The organism is Paenibacillus sp. FSL R7-0345 (assembly GCF_038595055.1).
In the GTDB taxonomy this organism is placed as follows: Bacteria; Bacillota; Bacilli; order Paenibacillales; family Paenibacillaceae; genus Paenibacillus_AQ.
On sequence record NZ_CP152002.1, the window covers coordinates 6254904 to 6276264 of the forward strand.

A 21361-nucleotide genomic window follows, 5' to 3' on the forward strand; every position below is an offset into this window, starting at 1 on the left:
CTGATTGAGCTATGGCGGGCTCTAATCAGGCTTATATTCACATTCGATAGGCTTCATTAAGTAATTCAGTTATCAATTCAATTTCTTTCTTTTCAATGACAGTGATAAGCTGAGTGATCTCGGCAAGTAGAGCGACCTGCTTGGTTATACCATATTTCATTAACTTATTTTTGATTAAGAAAGCATGTTGTTCAATATCTTCAAAGTTATTATAATAGTAAACCCAATTTAATAAGGTTCCCTTGGCTCCCAAGTATTTCATCCGCTCAAGCATGAATTTTTTATGTTCCCATAACACATGTACAGGTTTAACATTAAGCATATTGTTTTCAACAAACCATTCCTCTATATGATCCGGATCAAACAACTTTTTTAATTCAGTATAAATGTCTATGCCAAACTTCAAGTGATTCATCGGATTCAGATGCTCTTGCAGCTTCAATGAGCTATCCTTCGCATACAAATAATACTCCAATTGCTCTATAAACGCATCCTTATTGAAAGGATATTCTTTCTTATCATCGAATGTTAAAAAATACATTTTCCGGTCACTGTTACAATGATTATTCTCGTAAGCCAATTTAAAGTCGGAGAACTTAATTGTACTTGTTGAATATTGTCCGGATTCCCTCAGATATCCCTGAATGTAGAAGTGTTCGTTGCTGTCATATCCGTAAATAAACATTTTATGCGAATTCGAATAGTTGTTATAGCCGAAAGCAGCAGGTATGTAGTATTCATTGACATGTGCTATAACATACTGATTTGAATTGATTGCATCGACAACGAAATCAATGCAATCAATTTTGCAGCTATCCACTGTACTTTTATTAATCATTTGATATTCAAACCAAGGGTTTAATACGTTAAATAATTTCCCCCGATTGTCTGTATAAAAGAATCGTAATTTATTGTATTTGGCGCCGGGGTCAAAAAAGAGCTGAACAAAATTTGTATACATCCAATCTTTTGTACTTTCATAGTTTGCGATGATCGATAAAAATATAGCGTAATCCGGATACCCGTTCAGTACCGGTTCTTTAATTGGCAAAATTTTTGCGTTCATGGCTCCCAACCTCTTTTATAATTTTCATAAACTTCTATAGTCCGCTCTCTCCCCATCTCATTAACCCCATTAACTCTGTGGCATGAGATCCGCTATGAGATAGATGTTCTTGTCGGCCGGGCAACATTTCTGTTAAGATGATAACGCTCTCGTCTCCCCGGACCATTTTTTGCATAGCCTCTAAACAATGAGGGCTTCCAAAGTGGACATAAAAAGGTTTTTTCTCAGTAATCGTGTTTTTCGAAATTTTGTTAACTGCAGTTCCCTGCTTCTTTTTCACCGTAACAAAAGCTTCCTCAGGCAGGTTATTATCCATTCTCCATCGCTGCAGCCTAGAATAATAGTCGTAATGACTTTCATTAGCTTTCCGTACAGGAAAAGCACCACCCGTTATGATCCATTGTTCTCTTCGCACTACAACTTTCCCTAAAACCTCTCTTTTGGAATAAACAATCCCGGAGTTAAGAACAGAACCGGTAGAACCTTCCTCTGCTGCCTGTAACCATGGATCAGTAATTGTAAGAAATAACTGCAAGGAAATAGGAAGATGCTTCTTGGCAGCGGTTCCCATATATACCGGAGCTACAAGGTTTGCCTGTTCATCTTCTACGGCTAATGTATTGTCACCCGGATTATGTTTTATAGAGAGCTTATCTAAATTGATCCTGGTGTTCTTAACATCTGCTTGAAGGGTCTCGCCCGGCCAGTACAGTACACGCCCGGTATCCGGATAAAACATCTGCATATTATTCCAGTCAGCACCATACACAACAGCCATAATATTCTCGTTACCATATACCTGCTGAAGCCATAATTGCAGATATTCAGACATTGTTGTGGTATCGTCTTTGAAAAGTGGAATAAAACGGCTCATTAAATTCCCCGTCCCGCTTGGCAGTCCGTTTAATACAAGCAGATAATCACCCGCTTCAAACTGTTCCCTGCTCTGGGAGATTGTTTGAAACAATATTCCTCTTGTTGGGCTAGCGGTGCTTCCGTTGCCCAGCTTCCGTCTTCGGCGGACTGCCTCTTTCCGTGTTAGTGACCTGTCAGCCTCCTGAATAAGCTTTAATTCTTCCGCAAAAGTATCACTTTGAATAATCTTGTGCAAAAATTCCGGAATATTAAAGCACCTGCCCCCCGCCCCGTACATTTCAACAAATCTATTGAGCAAATAATCATATACTCCGCTTATAAACATGGTATCCTTCAGCCATTCCCCTACTTGGCACAAATCGGAGTCCAATATAGAACTGTAAGACACCGGTGCCTCTACTGCTTTACAGTCCTCGTAAACAAGACTTACTTTCTCTAACCAGTCAGGTACCGAGAGTCCTAACAATATAAATGTAGATTCAACCCCGGTCTTCAGCATTTGCAAATAAATAATTCGCTGGTGGGCATCACATGATTTCAACCGATAAACAATGCTTTCAATAGCTGCCAGTTTATCAATCAATGGCTGGCGATTCGTACCTGAGGCCTGCTGTAAGATTTCGATTAAACCTTTTAACGGATACTCATCACTACTCCTGTAAGGTGACAACGGGATAAGCAGGTTAAGCCTTACCAATTCTTCAAAAACCTCGTCCCCCCCGTCCTGCCTCAAATGATTCAGCCACTCCACTTGAGAACCGTACTTCAGCTCCTCAAGTTTATTCATAACGGAAGGGCTGAGGATCACTGAGTTCATTTTTTCCTTTTTTAAGGGTACTGTATCTTGTATAAAGTAATAACTATCCATTACGTTATAATTCTCGCCATCAAAGAAATGAGTTTCGTTATAGTAGAATTTGACGGCTCTGCCTAAGTCCCGGTCCTGCATAATACGCCTAAACCATAAGTGTATAATGGGCTGCAGCAAGCGGATATAGGAACCTCCCCTTACCTTTTCCTGTCCGGTAGTTAATCCATCCGAATTATTTATAAGCGCGATTTGAGAGAAGGTGCTGAACGGGCTTGTTTTCACTGCGGCTCTGGTCAGATAAGAAACGGCACTTTTGGAAAGACTCTCTCCAGGGAACCACATCTGATCTTTACCCGCACAGTATTGGGACAAGCTTTTCATAAACTCAGGACTGGCAAGAGCAATTCCTTTCTGTAATTCAGGGTTCTCTAAACATGTATTTAAATATCTGCTAGAAAAAGCTGTCTCCTGCTGAAAAATTGTTCTGCTTTCCTCTAATAATCCTTCGCACTGATCCCACAAATCAAACCACTCCGCTAACAGGCCGTTAGTTTCTTTATCCAGCAGAGTTTGAATGACCTTCATCTGTTCTGCTGATATCTTCGGGGCCCGCTGATTGAACAAGTCCCGCTTTAAAGCTAAAACGCCTCTTCTTAATTCATGCTCTGTCTCCAGTCTAGCAACTAAAGCAAATAACGGTTTTTCGAGCGTATTCCCGGTCATCATCAACCGTTCCTGCAGCATTTTTATAGTGCTAAGAGCCTCTAATGTTTGATGCAGAATCAGCGGTTCAATAACGCCAGTAGACATGGGGTTTATTCTGGCCATAAAAAATGGTGCCAGCCGTGCTGCATATGTATTGGTTATAGACACATTAACGCCTCCAGACCTTTGCTATAGAGACTCAAAGTATTGGGCCATACTGTAAATGGTTTTACGGGCATAGACCAGCAACTCTTTAGGACGCAGCCCTTCCTTCTCTAATTCAACTTCCAGCAAAACTGCTTTTAGTGAATTTCCTCCTGTCTGAAAAAAATCTGCATGAATATCAATATTTTCAATCTTAAGGACATTGCTCCATACTGCCGCTATTTTTTGCTCCATTGCTGATTCCGGAGGAGAGATGCATTTTACAGCTTTCGAGTCATTAAAGATATTTGTCAGCTTGCTTCTATCCATTTTTCCGTTTGCTGATACGGGCATCAATTCGATCTGCCTGCAAAAACTTGGAATCATATAATAGGGTAAACTTTGGGATAAATAAGCTATTATTTCAGCTGGGCTGATTGGATTGTCAGCAACATAATAAGCACACAGCTCTTTATCTCCCTGTTCGTTCTCTACCGCCAAGACGATACTCTCACGAATAGACGGGTTCTCCAGCAGCCTGGTTTCTATCTCTTCCAATTCGATTCGGTACCCTCTTATTTTGACCTGGTAATCCAGTCTCCCTAAATACTCAATATTTCCATTGGGTAACCAGCGTGCAAGATCGCCTGTCTTATATATTCTCTTTTCACCGGACTTGATTAAATGTAACTTGAACTTTGCATCAGTGAGCTCCGGCAGATTTAAATATCCCTTTGCCAATCCGTCACCGGCAATACATAATTCACCTGCGACCCCTACCGGCTGCGGCCGTTCTTTCGCATCTAAAATATATAATTGCGTATTATAGATAGGCTTACCAATTGGAATTGGATTGGGGATGTTTGAAAAATCGCAATCGTAATAAGTTACATCGACTGTTGCTTCCGTTGGCCCATACAAATTGATTAGCTTCGTACCATGTTTCATATATATTAATTGTCTGTACTTCTCTACCTGATAAGACTTGAGGGCTTCTCCGCTGGCAAACACCGTTCTAAGCGAGACGAGACATTCTCCGGCATCTTCCTTTGCTTTTAAATATTCAAGAAAAACGTTTAGCATCGATGGGACAAAATGCATAGTTGTTACTCCGTGACTACTGATGGCGTTAATAATCTCCTTAGGCTCTTTTTCTCCGCCTGGCTTTAAAAGCGAAAGCCGTGCACCGGCAAAGAACCACCAAAAAAGCTCCCATACTGAAACATCAAATGTGTATGGTGTTTTTTGAAGAATCGTATCTTCTTCGTTTATCGGGAATTGATCCTGCATCCAAAGCAGGCGATTAATAACAGAGTCATGCGCAATCATAACCCCTTTAGGCCGCCCCGTTGAGCCTGATGTATAAATAACATAAGCTAAATCAGAATGTTGGTTTACCGGATCGAGATTTGAGTCATCTCCTTCAAAATGATCCCCCGGATGAATAATTTCGCCCTGGAAATGATCTGCCAAGTTCTGGTGGTCTTTGGCCAGTATGATCTTCATATGTGTATCTTCAAGCATAAATTTTATGCGTTCAGCGGGAAACTCAGGGTCTATTGGTACATAGGCGCCTCCCGCTTTTAATATCGCAAGTATGCCTATAATCATTTCAATGGAACGTTCCATTTTTATTCCCACAAAGCTATTTGCTTTAACGCCTTTAAGTCTAAGGGCTCTCGCTAACTGATTGGATTTTTGATTGAGTTCCAGGTAAGACATTTGCTGATGATCAAAGAGTAGAGCGGTATTATGCGGAGTCTGTATAACCTGATGTTCAAAAATAGAATGAATCAGGCTTTTTGTATACGGCATTGCGGTATTATTGAATTCTTCCATTATCACTTTTCTTTCAGCATGGCCAATCAGGTCAATTTCATTAAGGCATACATCGGGTTCAGATAAAATCAAATCGAAAAGGCAGTGTAAGTGGCCGCAAATTTGTTCGATATAGGACTCTGTAAACAATCCGGTCTGATATTTTACTGCCAGTCCTAATACCCCCTCATTCACTTTGAACATAAACTCTATTTCTGAACGATTCAGAGTGGACAAATGGTGATGCAAGCTGCTTAGTCCAACCATAGTTTTAGCATAGGCCATACCTGTTTGATCCAGCTTTATATCTTCTGCCAATTTGGCGATCGGATAGTGCGGATGTTTAACAGCGTGCTTTACATGATCTGCAAGTTCCTTCAGCAGCTCCGTAAACCTCGTAATATGAGAAAAATCAGTTTTCAACAACAGCAAATTTGCAGCTTCCGCACTACTATATGTATAAGGAATACCTACAGTAACAAGGGTGCTGTTCGTGTATCGCTGCAACAAATATTGAATCGAGCCCAGCAAAATCACATATAACGCCGCCTCCGACTGATTAGACACAGCCAGCAGTCTTGCAGAGGTATTCTCGTTGAAGGTAAATTCATACTGTTCAACAGCAGTGAACGACTTCTCGTCAGAGCAATAAGGGAAGGATGTGGTTTCGACCACATCCCTTAACTGCTCCAGCCAGTAAGCCTTACTTTTCTGATACAAATTATCAATTGCTGATATTGTCAAAGTACTTCCTCCTTTTATCTTGTGCTGCGCAGCTAAAAGTTAAAACGGATATCTTGAAACAGTTCTTCCCCTGATAGCTGGTTCTGCCCGGCATCAGCTTGCAAAGACTTTATTTGAATATGTGCATTTAGAGAAATCTGCTCCAATATATTTACATATTGGCCGGCCAGCCTGCGGATGGTTTCAACTTTGAACAGATCCGTACAATATTCGAAATTTACAACCAGTTTGTCCTTAAAGGGGACAACTTCGAGTGTTAGATCGACAAGGGATTTATTTGAATCGAATTGCATGAACTCAAATTCACAATCTTGGGCGGCAAATTTGTCAGAGAGCATGTTTTGGAATACGAAAAGAGTATCAAATATCGGATTTCTGCTTGGATCGCGTGAAATATTTAGCTTCTCGACCATCATTTCGAACGGATAATTCTGATTCTTAAATGCTTCCAATACATGCGGTTTGAGAACATTTAAATATTCCGTAAAAGAAGTCTCCGCTTCAGGATATGACCGTAACGGCAGCGTGTTTACAAACATGCCTACTATATTTTGAGCTTCGGATGTTATCCGGTTTGCAACGGGCGTGCCTACAATAATGTCCTTATTCAAAGAATATGGGGCCAGCAGTATATAGTAGCCGGCTAATAATAACATAAACATTGTGACATTCTGTTCTTTGGCAATTATACTTAGCCGTTCTGCGACTTCCTGCTCCAACAATAAAGAATATCTCGAACCCGAAAAGCTCTGCTTGTCCGGCCTGTCAAAATCCAGCGGCAGTGAAATGGCAGCATGTGGTCCGGACAGGGCCTTTAGCCAATAATGTTCTTGCCGCATATACTCCCGGGATTGAGAGAAATCCGCCTCCCACACAGCGTAATCTTTATAGTGAATGGTCAAATCATTAAGCGGGCGCTGATCTAAAAGGTCTATCATATCCCGTAACCAGAGGTTTAATGAAACCCCGTCTGTGATGATATGATGGGTATCAAACATCAGGAATGTACCATCTTTCGACTCCACCATAGCAATTCTAATTAAAGGAGCTTCCGAAAGATCAAATGGTTGTACAAAATCATTCAATATACGGGTGATAGGCTGATGTCTTTCAAGAATATATGCAGGTTGCAAATTAACTTCAGCGTGAATTTTTTGTACAGCTTTTCCATTTACAAAATGAAATGAAGTGCGGAAACTTTCATGGCGTTGAACAAGTTTTTGACAAAGCGACTCCAGCTGAGCAAAGCCAAGTTGACCCTTAATCTTCATAACATTGGGGATGTTGTAAGCTATGCTATTACCAGAAAACCGTTGCAGGATGAATATTCGTTGTTGTGCGGATGACATAGGATAATATTCTCTTGCTGCTGCCGCTGGAATGGTTGCTGTGATGGAGCTAGGGTTGTTCTGGCCGCGATCAATAAAGGCGGCTAATTCATAGATCGTTTCACATCTAAACAAATCGGACACAAGTAATTTTAGCTTCATCCGCTCGTTCAGCTGATGGATCAGTCTGGCGGCAAATATGGAATCACCGCCTAATGAAAAGAAACTCTCATACACGTTCAAGTGCTGATAATCAAGCATTGACCCCCAAATTTCTGCCAGCCGTTTCTCAGTTTCGGTGTACTCCTCCTGTGACGCTCTGCCATCAAGAGTAATTTCACGGTTCGTTTGACCATGTGCAGGTACATCAACCCAACATCTTAGCCGGTTAAAGGGATAGGCCGGAAGACTTACCTTGGTTCTGTTTTCGTTTATGTACAGACGCTCCCATTCAACGTCGGCGCCCCCGATATAATACTTACAGAGCTCTTGCAAACTTGTGCTTTCGGTCTGCTGATTCTCCAAGAACTCAGCTAGTTTTTTTCCGGCCTCACCGTTCAGGAACTTAAGGTGACCGTGATTACCCATGTTCTCCCCGGAAATACCGTAATGCCACTTATCGCCGCAATTCGCAGCAAGTCCTTCAGCTAATATCTGCCGGATTACAGCTGTTAGTTCAGTCAGTGTCTTAAACACAATTGCTAAACGGAAGTTATAATGCCCTCTGCCTGTATTGACTGTATAACACAAATCCCTCAGATCCCCATATTTGAGCTGCTCATATTTTTGAAGTAATGTGACTAAAGATTCTTCGTTTTTGGCAGAAAGGGTAAATACATTCCATCTTTGTGCCTCTTCTTCATTCAGCCCTATACGGGGAGCGCAATACTCTTCCAAAACAATATGGCAATTCGTTCCGCTTAAGCCGAATGCACTGACTCCGCACCGTCTTGGTTCATCATCCACAGTATCCCATTGTTTTAATCTGTCATTGATATACACGGGAGAAGTTTCGAACGAAATTTCTCTGTTCGGGATATTAAAATGAAGCGTAGGAGCGATCATACGTTTTTTTAAAGATAACACAGCCTTAATAAGCCCCGTAATTCCTGCAGCTTGATCCAAGTGTCCTATATTGGATTTAACTGTGCCGAGACCGCAAAACTGCTTCCGGTTCGTGAATCTTTGGAATGCCTGCTGAATGCCTGCAACTTCGATAGGATCTCCTAATTTCGTACCCGTTCCATGCGCTTCTATGTAAGAGATTGTCTTCGGATCAATATTGGCTTTAGCCCAACTTTCAGCAATAACATTCGCTTGCGCTGCGGCACTGGGCGCAGTGATGCCAATCGAAGTCCCGTCTTGGTTAACCGCGCTGCCTTTAATTACTGCGTAAATATGATCTCCATCGGCTTGAGCTTGCCGGAACGGCTTCATAAAGATTACAGCAGCCCCTTCTCCCACTCCTGTGCCGTCAGAGGAGTCGTCAAACGCTTTAGCTCTACCGCTGGAAGATTCAATACCGATAGAATCTTGACGTTCCGGGTCCATTATTATTTTGACACTTCCGACTAATGCCTGATCACAATCCCCCAGTAAAATGGCTTGACATGCCGTATGTATTGCAACAAGAGAAGAAGAACATGTGGTATCTATCGTTATACTCGGCCCCTTCAAATCAAGAAGATATGAAACCCGGCTTGGTATCATAGCAGCTAGATTGCCAGTCATAGCAAGCGAAAATGAATCTGGCTCCAATTCTTTTATCATTTGGTGATAGTTCAGCAAGGCACCGCTGTTAATGTGGCCTACATAAACTCCTGTTTTCGTCCCCTTAAGTTTATTGTTTCCGTATCCTGCATCCTCAATAGCATGCCATGCCTTTTGCAGAAATAATCTAAGGTGCGGGTCCATAAGCTTAGCTTCTTTTGGCGTTAAACGAAAGAATTCATAATCGAATTTATCTATTTCCTCCAAATAACCGGCTTCAATATAAGAAGTCTCCCTGCACTCTTTATAGGAGTACGATTTATATAGATCCATATCCGTTTTTCTTATTTCCGGGAGAGGACGAACACAATCCACACGGTTGCAGATGTTATCCCAGAACTCATCCAGGGAATCAGCAAGCGGCATCTGAACAGACATCCCGATAATTGCAATTTCAGTAGTTTTATTTTCCGATGAATCCCTTAGCTCATAGACGGAGTTTTTGATCTCGTCCGTTAAGATTCGCTTTAGCACAACCATCACCCCTTTTGGTTTAACTCATCTTAAAATACTAAATCAGGATAAAATCCCCTGACTCCGGTTTCATTAATAAGTTCCTCTATTCTATTTTGCTGTTCTTTTAAGGGGACATTTTTATAAGCACTCACATGCTGTAGCATATGGTACGCTTGCTCCATCTTTGCATAAGGAGATCCTTGATCAGAATCCCAATGCTGCAATAATTCACATACTTTACGATATGGAATTACAACTTCTTGATGGTACTCCTCTTCATCAAAGTTATAATTTTGAAGACAAACAGCTGTCGCCAGACAACGGCTAACAAATTTTTTGGCCTGTTCTGAAGTGGCAGACTGCGAATTTTTCTTATAATTGCTCAACAACAGTTGAAAATCACTGCTATCATCAAGAGAATAAGCATTCATTCGGGCATATCCTTTTTTAAATAAATTACGCAAAACGGTATTAGGACCCAGCTCTAAGACATACTCAATACCTTCATGCTGTATATATTCCATGATTGAATGCCATTGGACAGTCTGTGTCATCTGTCTCACCAGGAGGGAAGTGATCTCCTCCCGCCTATTGTATGGCTGAGCGGTAACATTAGATAATACAGGATAGTTAAAACTGCAGAAATGAACATTCTTTAATTCCTCTTTAAAATGTAAGGCCGCCTCATGCATGAGCGGACTGTGGAATGGACCGCCTACTTTTAGCATAACCGCGTATCCATTTGTCTGGTTAATGAGGAATTCCATCTGCCTCAGGGCATTTGGACAGCCTGATACAATCATTTGATTGATTGAATTATTACAGGATATGGATATGCTATACCCTTGTCGTCTCAATGATTCGCACATTTCTTCTACCTGCTCAGCATCGATGCCGTTAACAGCCAGCATAGAACCCGCTTGTTTCGCGGAACCTTCCTGCATCAGACGGCCTCTAATTTTAACAATGCGCAGTACATCAGAAAAAGAAACAGCCCCGCTGCATGTTAATGCAGTAAATTCGCCTAAGCTATGACCAGCCGCAAGCTCGGGGGTTAAATCCAAAACATCCTGAAACACACGATAGGCGGCAACACTATGGACCAGAATAGCCAATTGGGCGTTGTCGGTACGGGTCAGCTCATTAATATTTCCTTCCCAGCATATTTTTCTTAAATCCCACCCTAAAATATCGTTGGCTTCTTCATATACTTGTCTGGCAACACGATATTCCGAACAAAGCGGCTTTGCCATTCCGATATATTGCGAACCTTGTCCAGGGAACAGAACTGCTAACCTTGGCATTTTGCTTACACCTCAACATTTTTAATTGTCAGCAAATCAAAAATCGTTAAGTACTGATGAAATAACTCTCTGGCCTTTTCACTTTTCACCTTGGGGCTGTTTAAGAGGTTAAAGCTGCCTTTATTCGAAAATCCAAGTAACAGATCGCAATAGTTCTGATTGTATAAGTGAGCATTTGAATCGCTGTATTCATAGAATCCTATAATAAGGCTATTGTGCGGCCTCTGCGCATATGAAGACTCCAGTGCTTTGGGGTGAATATTTCCGGTGCACTGTTTTATACTATAAACAAGCTGTTCAAATTCATTTATAATGGATAAGTTTATACATACTTTGTATGCATTAACACGATTCCTAAAACCGTAAACGGTTATGTCCGTTTGTTGTGTAACTTCATAAAGCAAATAAATATAGATGGCCAGTATTACTTCTACAGTTGTTACCTGAAGATGATTTGCCAATGTTTTTAGATTGCTATACTGTCCCACTGAAAGATCAAATTGGCTGGGAACCGGAGAATATACAATTTCGGAAAAATAGTCGCCGGGAAATTGCATATAATATGGCATAGCCTCCCCTGGAGCATCATTCATTAATTTTTCAGCCAGATGCACTGCAAGCTTTTCTATTGTCGAATTCGAAAAAATATCTACCTTTGAAAGTTTATCTGGATACAGATCTTCAATATAACCGTGCATTTGTGTTAACAGGAGTGAATTGCCCCCGATTTCCAAGAAATGATCATGAATACTGACTGACTCTACCTTCAGTACTTTTTTCCATATTGATAAAAGTTCTGTTTCTAATTTTGTTATTTCCATTTCATTACTTTTACTGGAACCTTCATTGTTATACAACATCAGTAAAGAACGAAGCTGCTCTGAAACTGCTTTGTATTCACCGTTTTTATAATTTTCGGCCAATTGATATCTCTGAACTTTACCGCTGGTTGTTTTAGGTATCCTTGCAATAGGGAGAACATCCTTTATAGCTAAACCGGTTTGCTCAGAAATAGTTTTTTTTAGTTTTACACATAACGGTACGAAATCATTGAGCTGTTTTTTAAATAAAACAAAAATTATAATATCATCATTTTCCTGTTCATTATTTTGAGCCCCGCATACCACTATTCTTCCTAACTCAATCTCCTCCAGCTCTTCTGCCAACCGCTCCAGGTCATGCGGGTAATAATTTTGTCCATTAACAAAAATAATATCTTTAGATCTTCCGGTAATAACCAGCCGTCCATTTCTTATAAAACCAATATCTCCGGTATTCAACCATTCATTACTCAGGAACAGCTTCCGGCTTGCTTCATCATTATTGTAATATCCTTTAGTTACATTCTTCCCGTAGATACATATATGTCCAAATCTTCCTTCACCCAAAGGTTTGCCCTGATCATCAAATATCCCCGTCTGGCAGTTCGTAATTGGAACCCCAACCTCCACGAAAGCTACGGTTTCATTCGATTCATCAACTTCATTTACTACTCCGCCTAGTACTAGGGAATCACGATTTATATGTACAACTCGCATCGCTTCGTTAGACTTATGGATAGACACTGCCACACATGCTTCAGCCAAACCATAGCCAGGCAGCATAACATCATTTTGAAGACCAAAGGGACCTAAGGTATCTAAAAATTCTTTAATTAAGGATACTGATATGGGCTCAGCCCCATTGACGATTAGTCTCACACGGCTCAAATTCCAGGTGTTTGTAACAGCCTTTTTAAAGTAAGTTAATAAATACTTATAACCAAAATTAGGTGAGTACAGCATCGTAATTTTATGCTCGCTTGCCTTATCTATCCACAAAGTAGGACGTTGAATAAATAAAGAGGTTGGCATGATATATTGATTGATTCCGGCAGCCAGGCACGCCATATGACAAAATATAATCCCCATATCATGCGTTAGCGGCATCCAGCTAATCGACGAATCCTGGGCGGTAACCTCCAGTCTTTCGTTAATGTCGTTAATGTTTGTCAAAAGCCCTTCATGGGTAAGCATAACGCCTTTCGGATCACCGGTAGAGCCTGAGGAAAATTGTATGAAACCGATGTTGCCGGGTTCCGCATGTACCAGAGCTCCGCTTAGACCGGTTGATATTATATCGCTTGTAGTAATCGTCCTGCTGTATATCTCCTGGTAATCTGCCGTTAGTGCTTCTTGTTCGGAGTATTTTTCTAAGCCTGATAATATGTCCTGCTCAACTATTAGATAAGGATTATTAAGAACCTTCCATATTCGGAACAACTTATTTCTATGCTCGTCACAGCTTCCCACAGAAACCGGTACCGGAATAATCCCTCCGAGTATGCAAGCCCAAAACAAATAAATAAAAAGTTCATTATTTTTATCCGTTATCTGAAACACAAGCTCTTCCTGAGGTTTTATCCCCACAGACTGCAAATAGCCCAGTATACCTAAAGCCTGTGTATATACCTCGCGGTATGATACTAATTCTTCGTTTTTCCCGCTTTTGATAAATGTTACACCACGATGATCCCATTTCGCAGACTCTTTCAACAAATCAATTAAGGTGACATTGCTGTTCATATGATTCTCCTATCAGACTATGTATGATATCTCGCTTATTTCGTAATCGTGCTTAGTTGATAATATAAACCTTGCCGGGCCATCAATTCCTCGTGTGAACCCTGCTCTGCAATCTGGCCCTTATCCATAACAATAATGCGGCTTGCATTCTTGATTGTTGTAAGCCTGTGGGCAATTATTATTGCTGTTTTGCCTTCCAGTAAGGTAGTGATAGAATTGTGGATAAGTCTCTCATTCTCAATGTCTAATGCTGACGTAGCCTCATCCATTATTACTAAAGGGCTATTTTTCAAAAAAGCCCTAGCAATGGCGATTCGCTGCTTCTGCCCGCCTGAGAGTGAATAGGCATTCTCCCCCACCCTGGTATCGTATTGATGCTCAAGCTGCATTATTGTCTCATGAATGTTAGCTTCTTTGGCGGCCTTTATGATTTGTTCCTCTGTTGCCGAATTTCCCATGAGCATACTGTCCCGGATAGTTCCAGAAAATAGATAGGGCACCTGCGGTAAATAAGTGATAGCCGGATTAATTTGGGAAGAACCCGAAGTTGCATCTCCGAACACTGTAACTTCACCGGAATCTGGCTGGTATAAGCCGGTGCATATACGCGCTAACGTGCTCTTACCTGATCCGCTCGGTCCGACAATAGCCACGATCTCGCCTTCATTAATATCCAGACTGACATTATCAACATTTGGCACGTTGTCCGTCGTGTCGTTAGATTGATAAGAAAAGCTGACATTCTTCAGCTGAATTACCTTCCGGGTATCACGGGTCTTCCCTTCCCTAATATGCTGCTCATCGATCTGCGCTTTACCTTCTGTAATATCAAGTAATTCAAATATTCTTTCTGCCGCCGAGATTCCTTGTAAGATAAGCCCCCAAGAATTTGAAATGGTTCGAAAAGGACCTTGTACCCGGAACATTAAGAAGATAAACGCGAGCACTGCTCCTGCCGTTAATTCCCCGCGGATAACAGCCAGTGATATAAAAAAAGTAGTAATCAGAAGAATAATTGTATTCGTTATGGCGATAGTAAACCCCATAAAAGCTTTGTACATTGTCCTGCGCAGTTCCAGCTTGTTCTGCATTTCTTTATGGTGAAGAAAATACGCCAGTTTTTCAGTTCCCATATTGTAGCTTTTCAATGTTGTTATACCCTGGGTGAACTCCTGAAGGATGCCTTGAATTTCTGCCAGTTTGCCCTGAATGTCTCTAGACACCCTTTTAATATTTTTGTCAAATAAACGACCGATCAAAAAGACAAAAGGACCTGTCAGTATAGCCACAATAGCTAAGAGCACATTGATTTGAGCTAAATAAACAAACGAGATAATACAAAGCAAGATATTGGATACAAGATCATAGGTTACATTCCCGACAACGGTAGCGGTTTGAACAACATCATTCGTTATTCTGGAAACCAGATCCCCGGTATGATATTTCTGAATATGCTTCAGCGATAAACCATTCAATTTGTTGTAGACTTCATTTGCCAAATTGTTTTGAATGGCGGCCTGATAATAGCTTCTCATAAAGTATTGTAAAAACAGCAGAGCAAACACAGCTAAAGTAATAGCAAGGGAGATTTGAATGATCCAATACAATTGAGCGGTGTTATTCTGATTGATTGTATCTATGAATATTTCTTGCACCCAAGCAACTGCCACATTGTAGCCTACATCCAATAACATTAGAACGATAATATAGATAAAAGGCAGGCGGAACGGTGAGAGATATTTCAGGATTCGAAGGAATATTGCCGAAGAGGTGGCGTTACTACCCTCCCCCCCAATCGTTTTTTTATATTGTAATGGTATTTTCAACGAAAGAGCCCCTTTCTGTCTCATCCCTCTGACTAATCAATGTTTGAAAGGACCGGGCATATTTCCCGCAAAGTTTCATCAATTCCTCATGTGTACCTTCTTCGGCCACGTTTCCATCCTCTAAATAAAAGATCTTATCAGCTTCTTTAATCGTTGAAAGCCGGTGGGCCACAACTAACGTCGTCCTATCCTTCATTAATACATTCATTGCATTTTGCACATGTTTTTCGTTGACACTATCAAGGGCGGAGGTAGGCTCATCCATTAATAATATCCGCGGCTGATTTACTAAGGCTCTTGCTATTGCTATTCTCTGCCGTTCACCGCCGGATAAGTTGGAGCCGCGTTCTTCAATGATGGTGTCATAACCATTACTGGTACCAGCAATTAAATCATGAATATTAATCGCCTTTGCAGCTTCCTTTACATCCTCAAGCGATGCCGTTTCCCGCCCAAACTTAATGTTGTCATAGAAGCTTCCTGTAAAAAGATATGGGTCCTGCGAAACGTAGGAGATTATTGATCTCCACTTTTCCGCAGATACATCGGTGCTGTTAACATCGTTACAGCAAATCGCCCCTCCGGCCGTTTCATAGAATCGCATTACCAGCTTCAATAGTGTACTTTTTCCGCATCCGCTGGGACCGACGACAGCCGTCAATTTACCCGCATCAGCTTTCATAGACAATCCCCGGAGAATTTCGCTGCTGCCATCCGTATAGCTGAAATGAACGTTTTCGATTGACACCTCAGGGAAAGTACCTGTTTCAATCAGCGCTTCAAGTTTTTGATCATCTATTTCCTTGTGCGGGTCCTGCTCACTGTTTAGATCCAGCAGTTCAAATGCCCGGTTCGCTGCAGAAAAAACCTGCTGAAATTCAGGCCAAATTCTGGCCAAGCCTACCACCAGAGTCACGATCGTTTCAAAAGAAACTAAAAAAGCTACAACATCACCGACGGTGATCGTTTGCCTTGAAACCAGGTAACCTCCGTAGCCCAGAATAAATATGATCCCGACCATCGTTACAAGCAAATTAGAACGGTTAATCATTGACTCGAACATAGTGATTTTCCGGGTCTGTTTCAAAAGGCTCTCGTTCTTGCTAAAAAATTCGTTATCAAACTTTTGGGCCAGTCCATAGCTTCGTATTGTCTCAGCCCCTTGAATCGTTTCCTGCAGAAATGCATCCCGTTCCGCCTGTTTTTTTTGACGCTGGTCATACAGCTTTCGAATATACTTGGACAGGGGATTAAGCAGTGACGGCAGGATTAAGGCGATCAGAATTACACCGATGCTCAGTGAAAGGTTAAGACTGTTGAGATATACGGCCAACAAGCCTATTTGCAATACGTTTGTCAAAAGCTGAATGATTTTATCATTAAATCCTGTTTGGGCTTTCACAGCAGAATCCTGGATTCTGGATATCAAATCACCGGAATGGTATTTCTCCAGTTCCCCCAGCTTTGCCGTATACAGCTTGCTTAACAGATTGTGTTGGAGTTTAGTCACTGATTTGTTATTTAGCAAGGCTCCAACATAAGAGGATAAAAGAAGTCTTGAACCAGCAAGGAATGGCAGCGCAATGGCCATGACAAATGCCTCCTGCAACAGCTGTAAATCCCCCATCGAGGCTGCATTAATCATTCTTCTTTGTACTTCAGCGAATAATACCAGATACATAGGGCTGAGTAGTGCGATTACTCCAAGTAATATAAAAGAAGCCGAATACTTTTTACTCATGCCAGTCAGGTTCACAAACGTCTTCCAGCTAGAATAATTAAATTGATCCTTTTGCTTCATCATTTTGACTCCTTGAGCCTAGTATTTTTAATATCAGCTTGGCGATAAAACTTTCTTCGTGCATACTTACTCCAAGTCTATTGTTGGTGGTATGAATGTAATGAAGCAGCACACCCGTAGTTTGCAGAGAGGCGTTCAACAGTCTTAATTGATTAACTGCATCCTGTAAAGCCTGTATATAATCAATTGTTAACGTGTGCAAAAAAGTGTGTGAAATAATTCCCTCCCACTGATCCTGTATAACACTTACATGTCTCGCAACAGATTCATCTATAGTATTCCGAATAATCGCCGGGTCCGTTGTTTGCGAACGGGTAAATTGATGAAAGTATTCTGTTAAGAAAAGATTCTGTTCTTTGCAGCCGGTAATGATTGTCTGAACAGATTTAAGCATCAGGTAAATGCCTGCATGGGTGCGCGAAGCGTTCTCTGCACTTATTTTATGTAGTAGTTCCATAACTAATTTGCTGGATTCATAGAATACGCTTTCAGCAAGCATGACTCCAAGATCGCCGCCATACTTATCAAACTCAGGTATGTATTTATGCTGTTCAATTACGGTTTTCTTTTCACACAGGTACAATGGCGGAGTAGTGTAGCTCTGCAGAGGAGTCGGCTTATTCTTGATTAGATCATTTAGTATAGCTTTGCCGTTATCCTCCATCCACCTTCTTAAATAAAAGCTTGTATCTTTTTGCACAAGGTATCGTACTCTAATATGCAGCCCTCCAGCATCCCAATATCGCAGAAAAAACCATTTCTCTACACAGCCTGCAGGAAACAGATTTATTGAGGGCTCTACAATTTCCCTCACAATATCATCTAAGTAACTAAAATGATGAGACCCTGGGTAAATACAGAAATACAACCATTCATGATCGCAGCTCATGTTCACTCTTCCCAATACAATTTTTAAGTTTGCAAAGCAATAATGCTCCGAATATTATGAAATCTTTACATTCTCTTTTCTATAATACATAATTTTCAATTTTTCGGCAATATTTTTATCTATTAAAACCTGCCCAATACAATTAATAAATGGCCAAGTTGTGATCCTCTTTGTCGCTCACAGTGCAAAAAAATAGGTGTTTAGGTGTACAAAGTACACTAAAACACCTTCTGGCAGCAGTGCACCTGACCGCAGTCGGCGCAATCCGTTCTTTTAAGCTTTACCTCAACCAATGGTATCCACTACCTGCCCGTCCTGATCCTTAATAAAGGTCTTATTCACCCGTACGATCAGCCCTTTGGCCGACGACAGCTTATATTCACCCTCCAAAGGCTTGAGTGTCGCTGACAGCTCCCGGACAGCCGCCTCACTTAGGCCAATCCTTACAGACTGTTCCCCTTCCTCGAACACAGTCTCCGTCGCAGGCTCCAGTATAACCCGCAGCTTTTGGCTGACTAAAGCCAGCTCCTTGTCCTTCGATAAACGTGCACTAAGGAGTCTTGCCACCATCTCAGCCTGCTTGGCACCCATCGTCAGAACGGCTGGTGCTTTGCTGAACAAGCGGCTTTTACCCGGCTCCCATTCCAGCTGATCCACATAGAAAAAGCCGGTGCTCGATCCGTCACGCTCAATCCCCTCCCGCAGTGCATCCTTTATGCCGGGAACGCTCAGCAGCGAATCACGCAAAAGATCGGTAATAAAGGAGGGGAGCTCTTCCTCTGCCGCATGCAAAAAGGCATTCGTATTCCAGGTAGTCATTGCCTCCAGCTCATCCGCTGTAATCCCAACCATCTGCAGGAACTCAACCCGCCCATTAGGCGTATCTATCGCCGGAAGCTCGGGATCATCCGTGAAGGCAAGCGCCGTCAGCTTGGTATCAGCCTCCAGACAGATCGGGCCGTTCGCATCCAGATAATGACCGGACGCAAAAACATTGCCGCTGGAAAATACATATCTCGCCATATTTTGCAGAAGATTAAGCGCCCAGGCCGGCGGCTCCTCCTCATCAGCAGCCCGTATCAGCCGAAAAGTCAGTTCAAAACCGTAGCCGCTGTATTCCGGGTCACTGGACTCTTTTTCATACAGCTCCGAGAAACCATAAGTTACGAAATGCCAATGGGGATAGGGCTTCTCCGCCTTATAAGCACTGATCCCCCGCAGCGGGTCCTTGCCTCCCAGACCATAAGGAATAAGGGTACCGTAATGCTTCGGCTCCTGCTCCCCATACAATCTGTTCACCTGCTCATCAATGGCATCCCAGCCGGTTGCTTCCATTTCTTCCTCGCTCATTTGGCTCACTCCTATAATCGGAATTATGTATTATTTCCAATATTACCCTTAGAAGAGTTCAATTAAGCAACCCGGGTTAACAACCTTTGACGGCTACATCTCCCGAAGCAGCGAATAATCAAGCTCCCCTTATCTCTATAGATTCAGATCCCTTTTTGCTAAATCCATGGATACAGCTACTTTGATTTGATTAATTTTGCTGATTCCCTTACACAAGTACTCTTCTATCGGATGCACATTCACTATAGGCGAAATACTATAATCGTAGCGGTCCAGTTCAATCGTAATAACAGAGTCCGTGTCCACAAGGAAAGTAATAATATCTTCTCCCTGCTCCGGTATCCAATATAAAATATATGCTGTTTTCATCGCGGGAAAAGTTTCTTTAAGAATGTGTAGAAATCTCAGCATGGATATGTCATTAAACAGACGGGCTTTGGAAGCTTGCAGTTCTTTTCTGAATGCCTGCTCAGTAAGGGTTCCTCTAAGTCTCATGTCTTAGCACCTGCTCTCCGCGCTTCTTAACTGTAGTCCCACAATACTACCGAACCAACGCTTTCCGGCTTAATATTATGCATTGTATCTCCTCCTTGCAATATTTTATAGTAGAAGAAATACTTTTAATAGGAGCTTTAATATGACTTTAAAAGAAAAGCTGATGTTCATAAAAGAAAACAACTATCAGGCACCTCCCGAGCCATTCCAGTTAGTACAAGAAATGATACATAACATCGGTTCTTTGGATGCGGAGCTGCGTGATGATCTCATTTACGAAACCTTATCACAATGGATTCCAGGTAATGTTTTAACTATATATGAACTGGAGCAGCTCATACCTGTTATTTTAGATAGTGACCATCTGCTTTATAAGCTTGGTGAATCAGATACAGACTCTGTCTTCACCCGGTCTTTTTCTATGCTACTCATCCCGCCCCTCTTCACAAGGCACAATAGATCTCCATTCCTCTCAAAAGAGCAGATTCATCAGATTAAAAAGAGCGTATTTTACAGCCTGCAGGAAGAACGGGATTACCGCGGCTATGACGAACAAAAAGGCTGGGCTCACGCCACAGCCCACGCAGCTGATGCTTTAGATGAGCTGGCTCAATGTTCCGAGCTGGATCAGAACGACCTCTTAAACATCCTAGATTTGGTGTACGACAAAATGACCATCACAAAGCGGATTTACTCTGACGGGGAAGATGAACGATTGGTCCGGCCTGTAATTAGTGTTTTGAATAGGAAAATCCTCAGTCAGGCGTCTGTTGAGCAATGGATTCAACGTTTCGGTGAGGTGGAGAAGAGTCCCGAATTCCTCCCTGCCTTCAGGCAAAAAAACAATATAAAGAACTTTTTAAAAAGCTTATACTTCCGGGTGAAATTCTACAAAGCGGATGCCGGCCTCTGCCCGGTCATAGAGAATACGTTATATAAAATAGAGAAAGTGTATTACTCCTGATTAAGAGGGGAGATATGATCAATGATTGATTGGGATCATACTCCTCATCCTCTCATATTTACATAAATCCATCCTCGGGTTCCCCAACATCAAATCCTAATACTTTTGTTGCTTCCGATTTAAATGTCTCCATCCAAATATCCCAATCGCTTTGATTCATCTGTGCATAAAATGATAACCCACTCGGCTCAACAGATGCCACAATATAAACATCATCGTCCTCCTGCCCAAACCAATATGGAATACCATCTTTATACCCTGCCCAACCTGGCATACTTTGGTATAAATCAGAGACCTTTTCCCATACTTCATCAGAGAGATGATCCCAGATATTCAGATTACAATTATGAGAAGTTAGTCTATTCATTCGTATTCCCCTTAGCTTTAAGCTTACACCAAATAAAGGTTCTATCGCTCATTATCAAAGTAATGCTACTGCCTTTTAATAAA

At 41.6% G+C, this 21361-nt stretch carries 13 protein-coding genes; 1 reads left to right on the plus strand and 12 read right to left on the minus strand.

Translation table 11 applies throughout. The features are described 5' to 3' along the window. Nucleotides 1-37: 37 nt before the first annotated feature. The 11 genes from NST84_RS27040 to NST84_RS27090 all read right to left on the minus strand — a co-directional run bounded on the left by NST84_RS27040 (nt 38) and on the right by NST84_RS27090 (nt 19947). Entirely contained in the window at nt 38-1066 is a 1029-nt protein-coding gene (locus NST84_RS27040) for a hypothetical protein (protein WP_342563152.1), read from the minus strand. Between the two features lie 34 nt (nt 1067-1100). Further along, the gene (locus NST84_RS27045; protein WP_342563153.1) at nt 1101-3626 is read right to left on the minus strand and encodes a lantibiotic dehydratase; all 2526 of its coding nucleotides are present in this window, start codon (nt 3624-3626) and stop codon (nt 1101-1103) included. Nucleotides 3627-3647: 21 nt separating this feature from the next. Then, nucleotides 3648-6164, minus strand: coding sequence for a non-ribosomal peptide synthetase (locus NST84_RS27050; RefSeq protein WP_342563154.1), 2517 nt, complete (start codon nt 6162-6164; stop codon nt 3648-3650). 32 nt (nt 6165-6196) lie between these two features. Further along, nucleotides 6197-9736 (minus strand): condensation domain-containing protein, encoded by a 3540-nt coding sequence (locus NST84_RS27055; protein WP_342563155.1) that lies wholly within the window; start codon nt 9734-9736, stop codon nt 6197-6199. A gap of 29 nt (nt 9737-9765) precedes the next feature. Next, complete coding sequence (gene fabD, locus NST84_RS27060) at nt 9766-11022, minus strand: ACP S-malonyltransferase (RefSeq protein ID WP_342563156.1); 1257 nt, start codon at nt 11020-11022, stop codon at nt 9766-9768. Nucleotides 11023-11027: 5 nt separating this feature from the next. Continuing rightward, nucleotides 11028-13586 carry a non-ribosomal peptide synthetase gene (locus NST84_RS27065; RefSeq protein WP_342563157.1) on the minus strand — a complete coding sequence of 853 codons (2559 nt, stop codon included), beginning with the start codon at nt 13584-13586 and terminating at the stop codon, nt 11028-11030. 35 nt (nt 13587-13621) lie between these two features. Next, nucleotides 13622-15412: an ABC transporter ATP-binding protein gene (locus NST84_RS27070; protein ID WP_342563158.1), complete on the minus strand. Its 1791-nt coding sequence runs from the start codon at nt 15410-15412 to the stop codon at nt 13622-13624. Then, nucleotides 15390-17213 (minus strand): ABC transporter ATP-binding protein, encoded by a 1824-nt coding sequence (locus NST84_RS27075; RefSeq protein ID WP_342563159.1) that lies wholly within the window; start codon nt 17211-17213, stop codon nt 15390-15392. Before NST84_RS27075 ends, NST84_RS27070 begins: the two co-directional genes overlap by 23 nt. Then, nucleotides 17191-18102, minus strand: coding sequence for a thiopeptide-type bacteriocin biosynthesis protein (locus NST84_RS27080; protein WP_342563160.1), 912 nt, complete (start codon nt 18100-18102; stop codon nt 17191-17193). The genes NST84_RS27075 and NST84_RS27080 overlap by 23 nt, the downstream gene beginning before the upstream one ends. A 285-nt stretch (nt 18103-18387) precedes the next feature. Beyond that, entirely contained in the window at nt 18388-19452 is a 1065-nt protein-coding gene (locus NST84_RS27085) for a suppressor of fused domain protein (RefSeq protein WP_342563161.1), read from the minus strand. 135 nt (nt 19453-19587) lie between these two features. Further along, nucleotides 19588-19947, minus strand: a complete 360-nt coding sequence (locus NST84_RS27090) for a hypothetical protein (protein WP_342563162.1) — start codon at nt 19945-19947, stop codon at nt 19588-19590. Nucleotides 19948-20089: 142 nt separating this feature from the next. Between NST84_RS27090 and NST84_RS27095 the strand changes: the two genes are divergently transcribed. Beyond that, nucleotides 20090-20911: a DUF2785 domain-containing protein gene (locus tag NST84_RS27095; protein ID WP_342563163.1), complete on the plus strand. Its 822-nt coding sequence runs from the start codon at nt 20090-20092 to the stop codon at nt 20909-20911. A gap of 58 nt (nt 20912-20969) precedes the next feature. Here NST84_RS27095 and NST84_RS27100 read toward each other — a convergent pair whose 3' ends face one another. Further along, on the minus strand, nt 20970-21278 hold the full coding sequence (locus NST84_RS27100) for a hypothetical protein (RefSeq protein WP_342563164.1): 309 nt from the start codon (nt 21276-21278) through the stop codon (nt 20970-20972). Nucleotides 21279-21361: the final 83 nt, after the last annotated feature.

What these genes read in the sequence shown, in the direction of transcription:
- NST84_RS27040 (WP_342563152.1), bottom strand. Translation starts at nt 1,066, where the DNA reads ATGAACGCAAAAATTTTGCCAATTAAAGAACCGGTACTGAACGGGTAT.
- fabD (WP_342563156.1), bottom strand. Translation starts at nt 11,022, where the DNA reads ATGCCAAGGTTAGCAGTTCTGTTCCCTGGACAAGGTTCGCAATATATC.
- NST84_RS27065 (WP_342563157.1), bottom strand. Translation starts at nt 13,586, where the DNA reads ATGAACAGCAATGTCACCTTAATTGATTTGTTGAAAGAGTCTGCGAAA.
- NST84_RS27075 (WP_342563159.1), bottom strand. Translation starts at nt 17,213, where the DNA reads ATGAAGCAAAAGGATCAATTTAATTATTCTAGCTGGAAGACGTTTGTG.
- NST84_RS27080 (WP_342563160.1), bottom strand. Translation starts at nt 18,102, where the DNA reads ATGAGCTGCGATCATGAATGGTTGTATTTCTGTATTTACCCAGGGTCT.
- NST84_RS27085 (WP_342563161.1), bottom strand. Translation starts at nt 19,452, where the DNA reads ATGAGCGAGGAAGAAATGGAAGCAACCGGCTGGGATGCCATTGATGAG.
- NST84_RS27090 (WP_342563162.1), bottom strand. Translation starts at nt 19,947, where the DNA reads ATGAGACTTAGAGGAACCCTTACTGAGCAGGCATTCAGAAAAGAACTG.
- NST84_RS27095 (WP_342563163.1), top strand. Translation starts at nt 20,090, where the DNA reads ATGACTTTAAAAGAAAAGCTGATGTTCATAAAAGAAAACAACTATCAG.
- NST84_RS27100 (WP_342563164.1), bottom strand. Translation starts at nt 21,278, where the DNA reads ATGAATAGACTAACTTCTCATAATTGTAATCTGAATATCTGGGATCAT.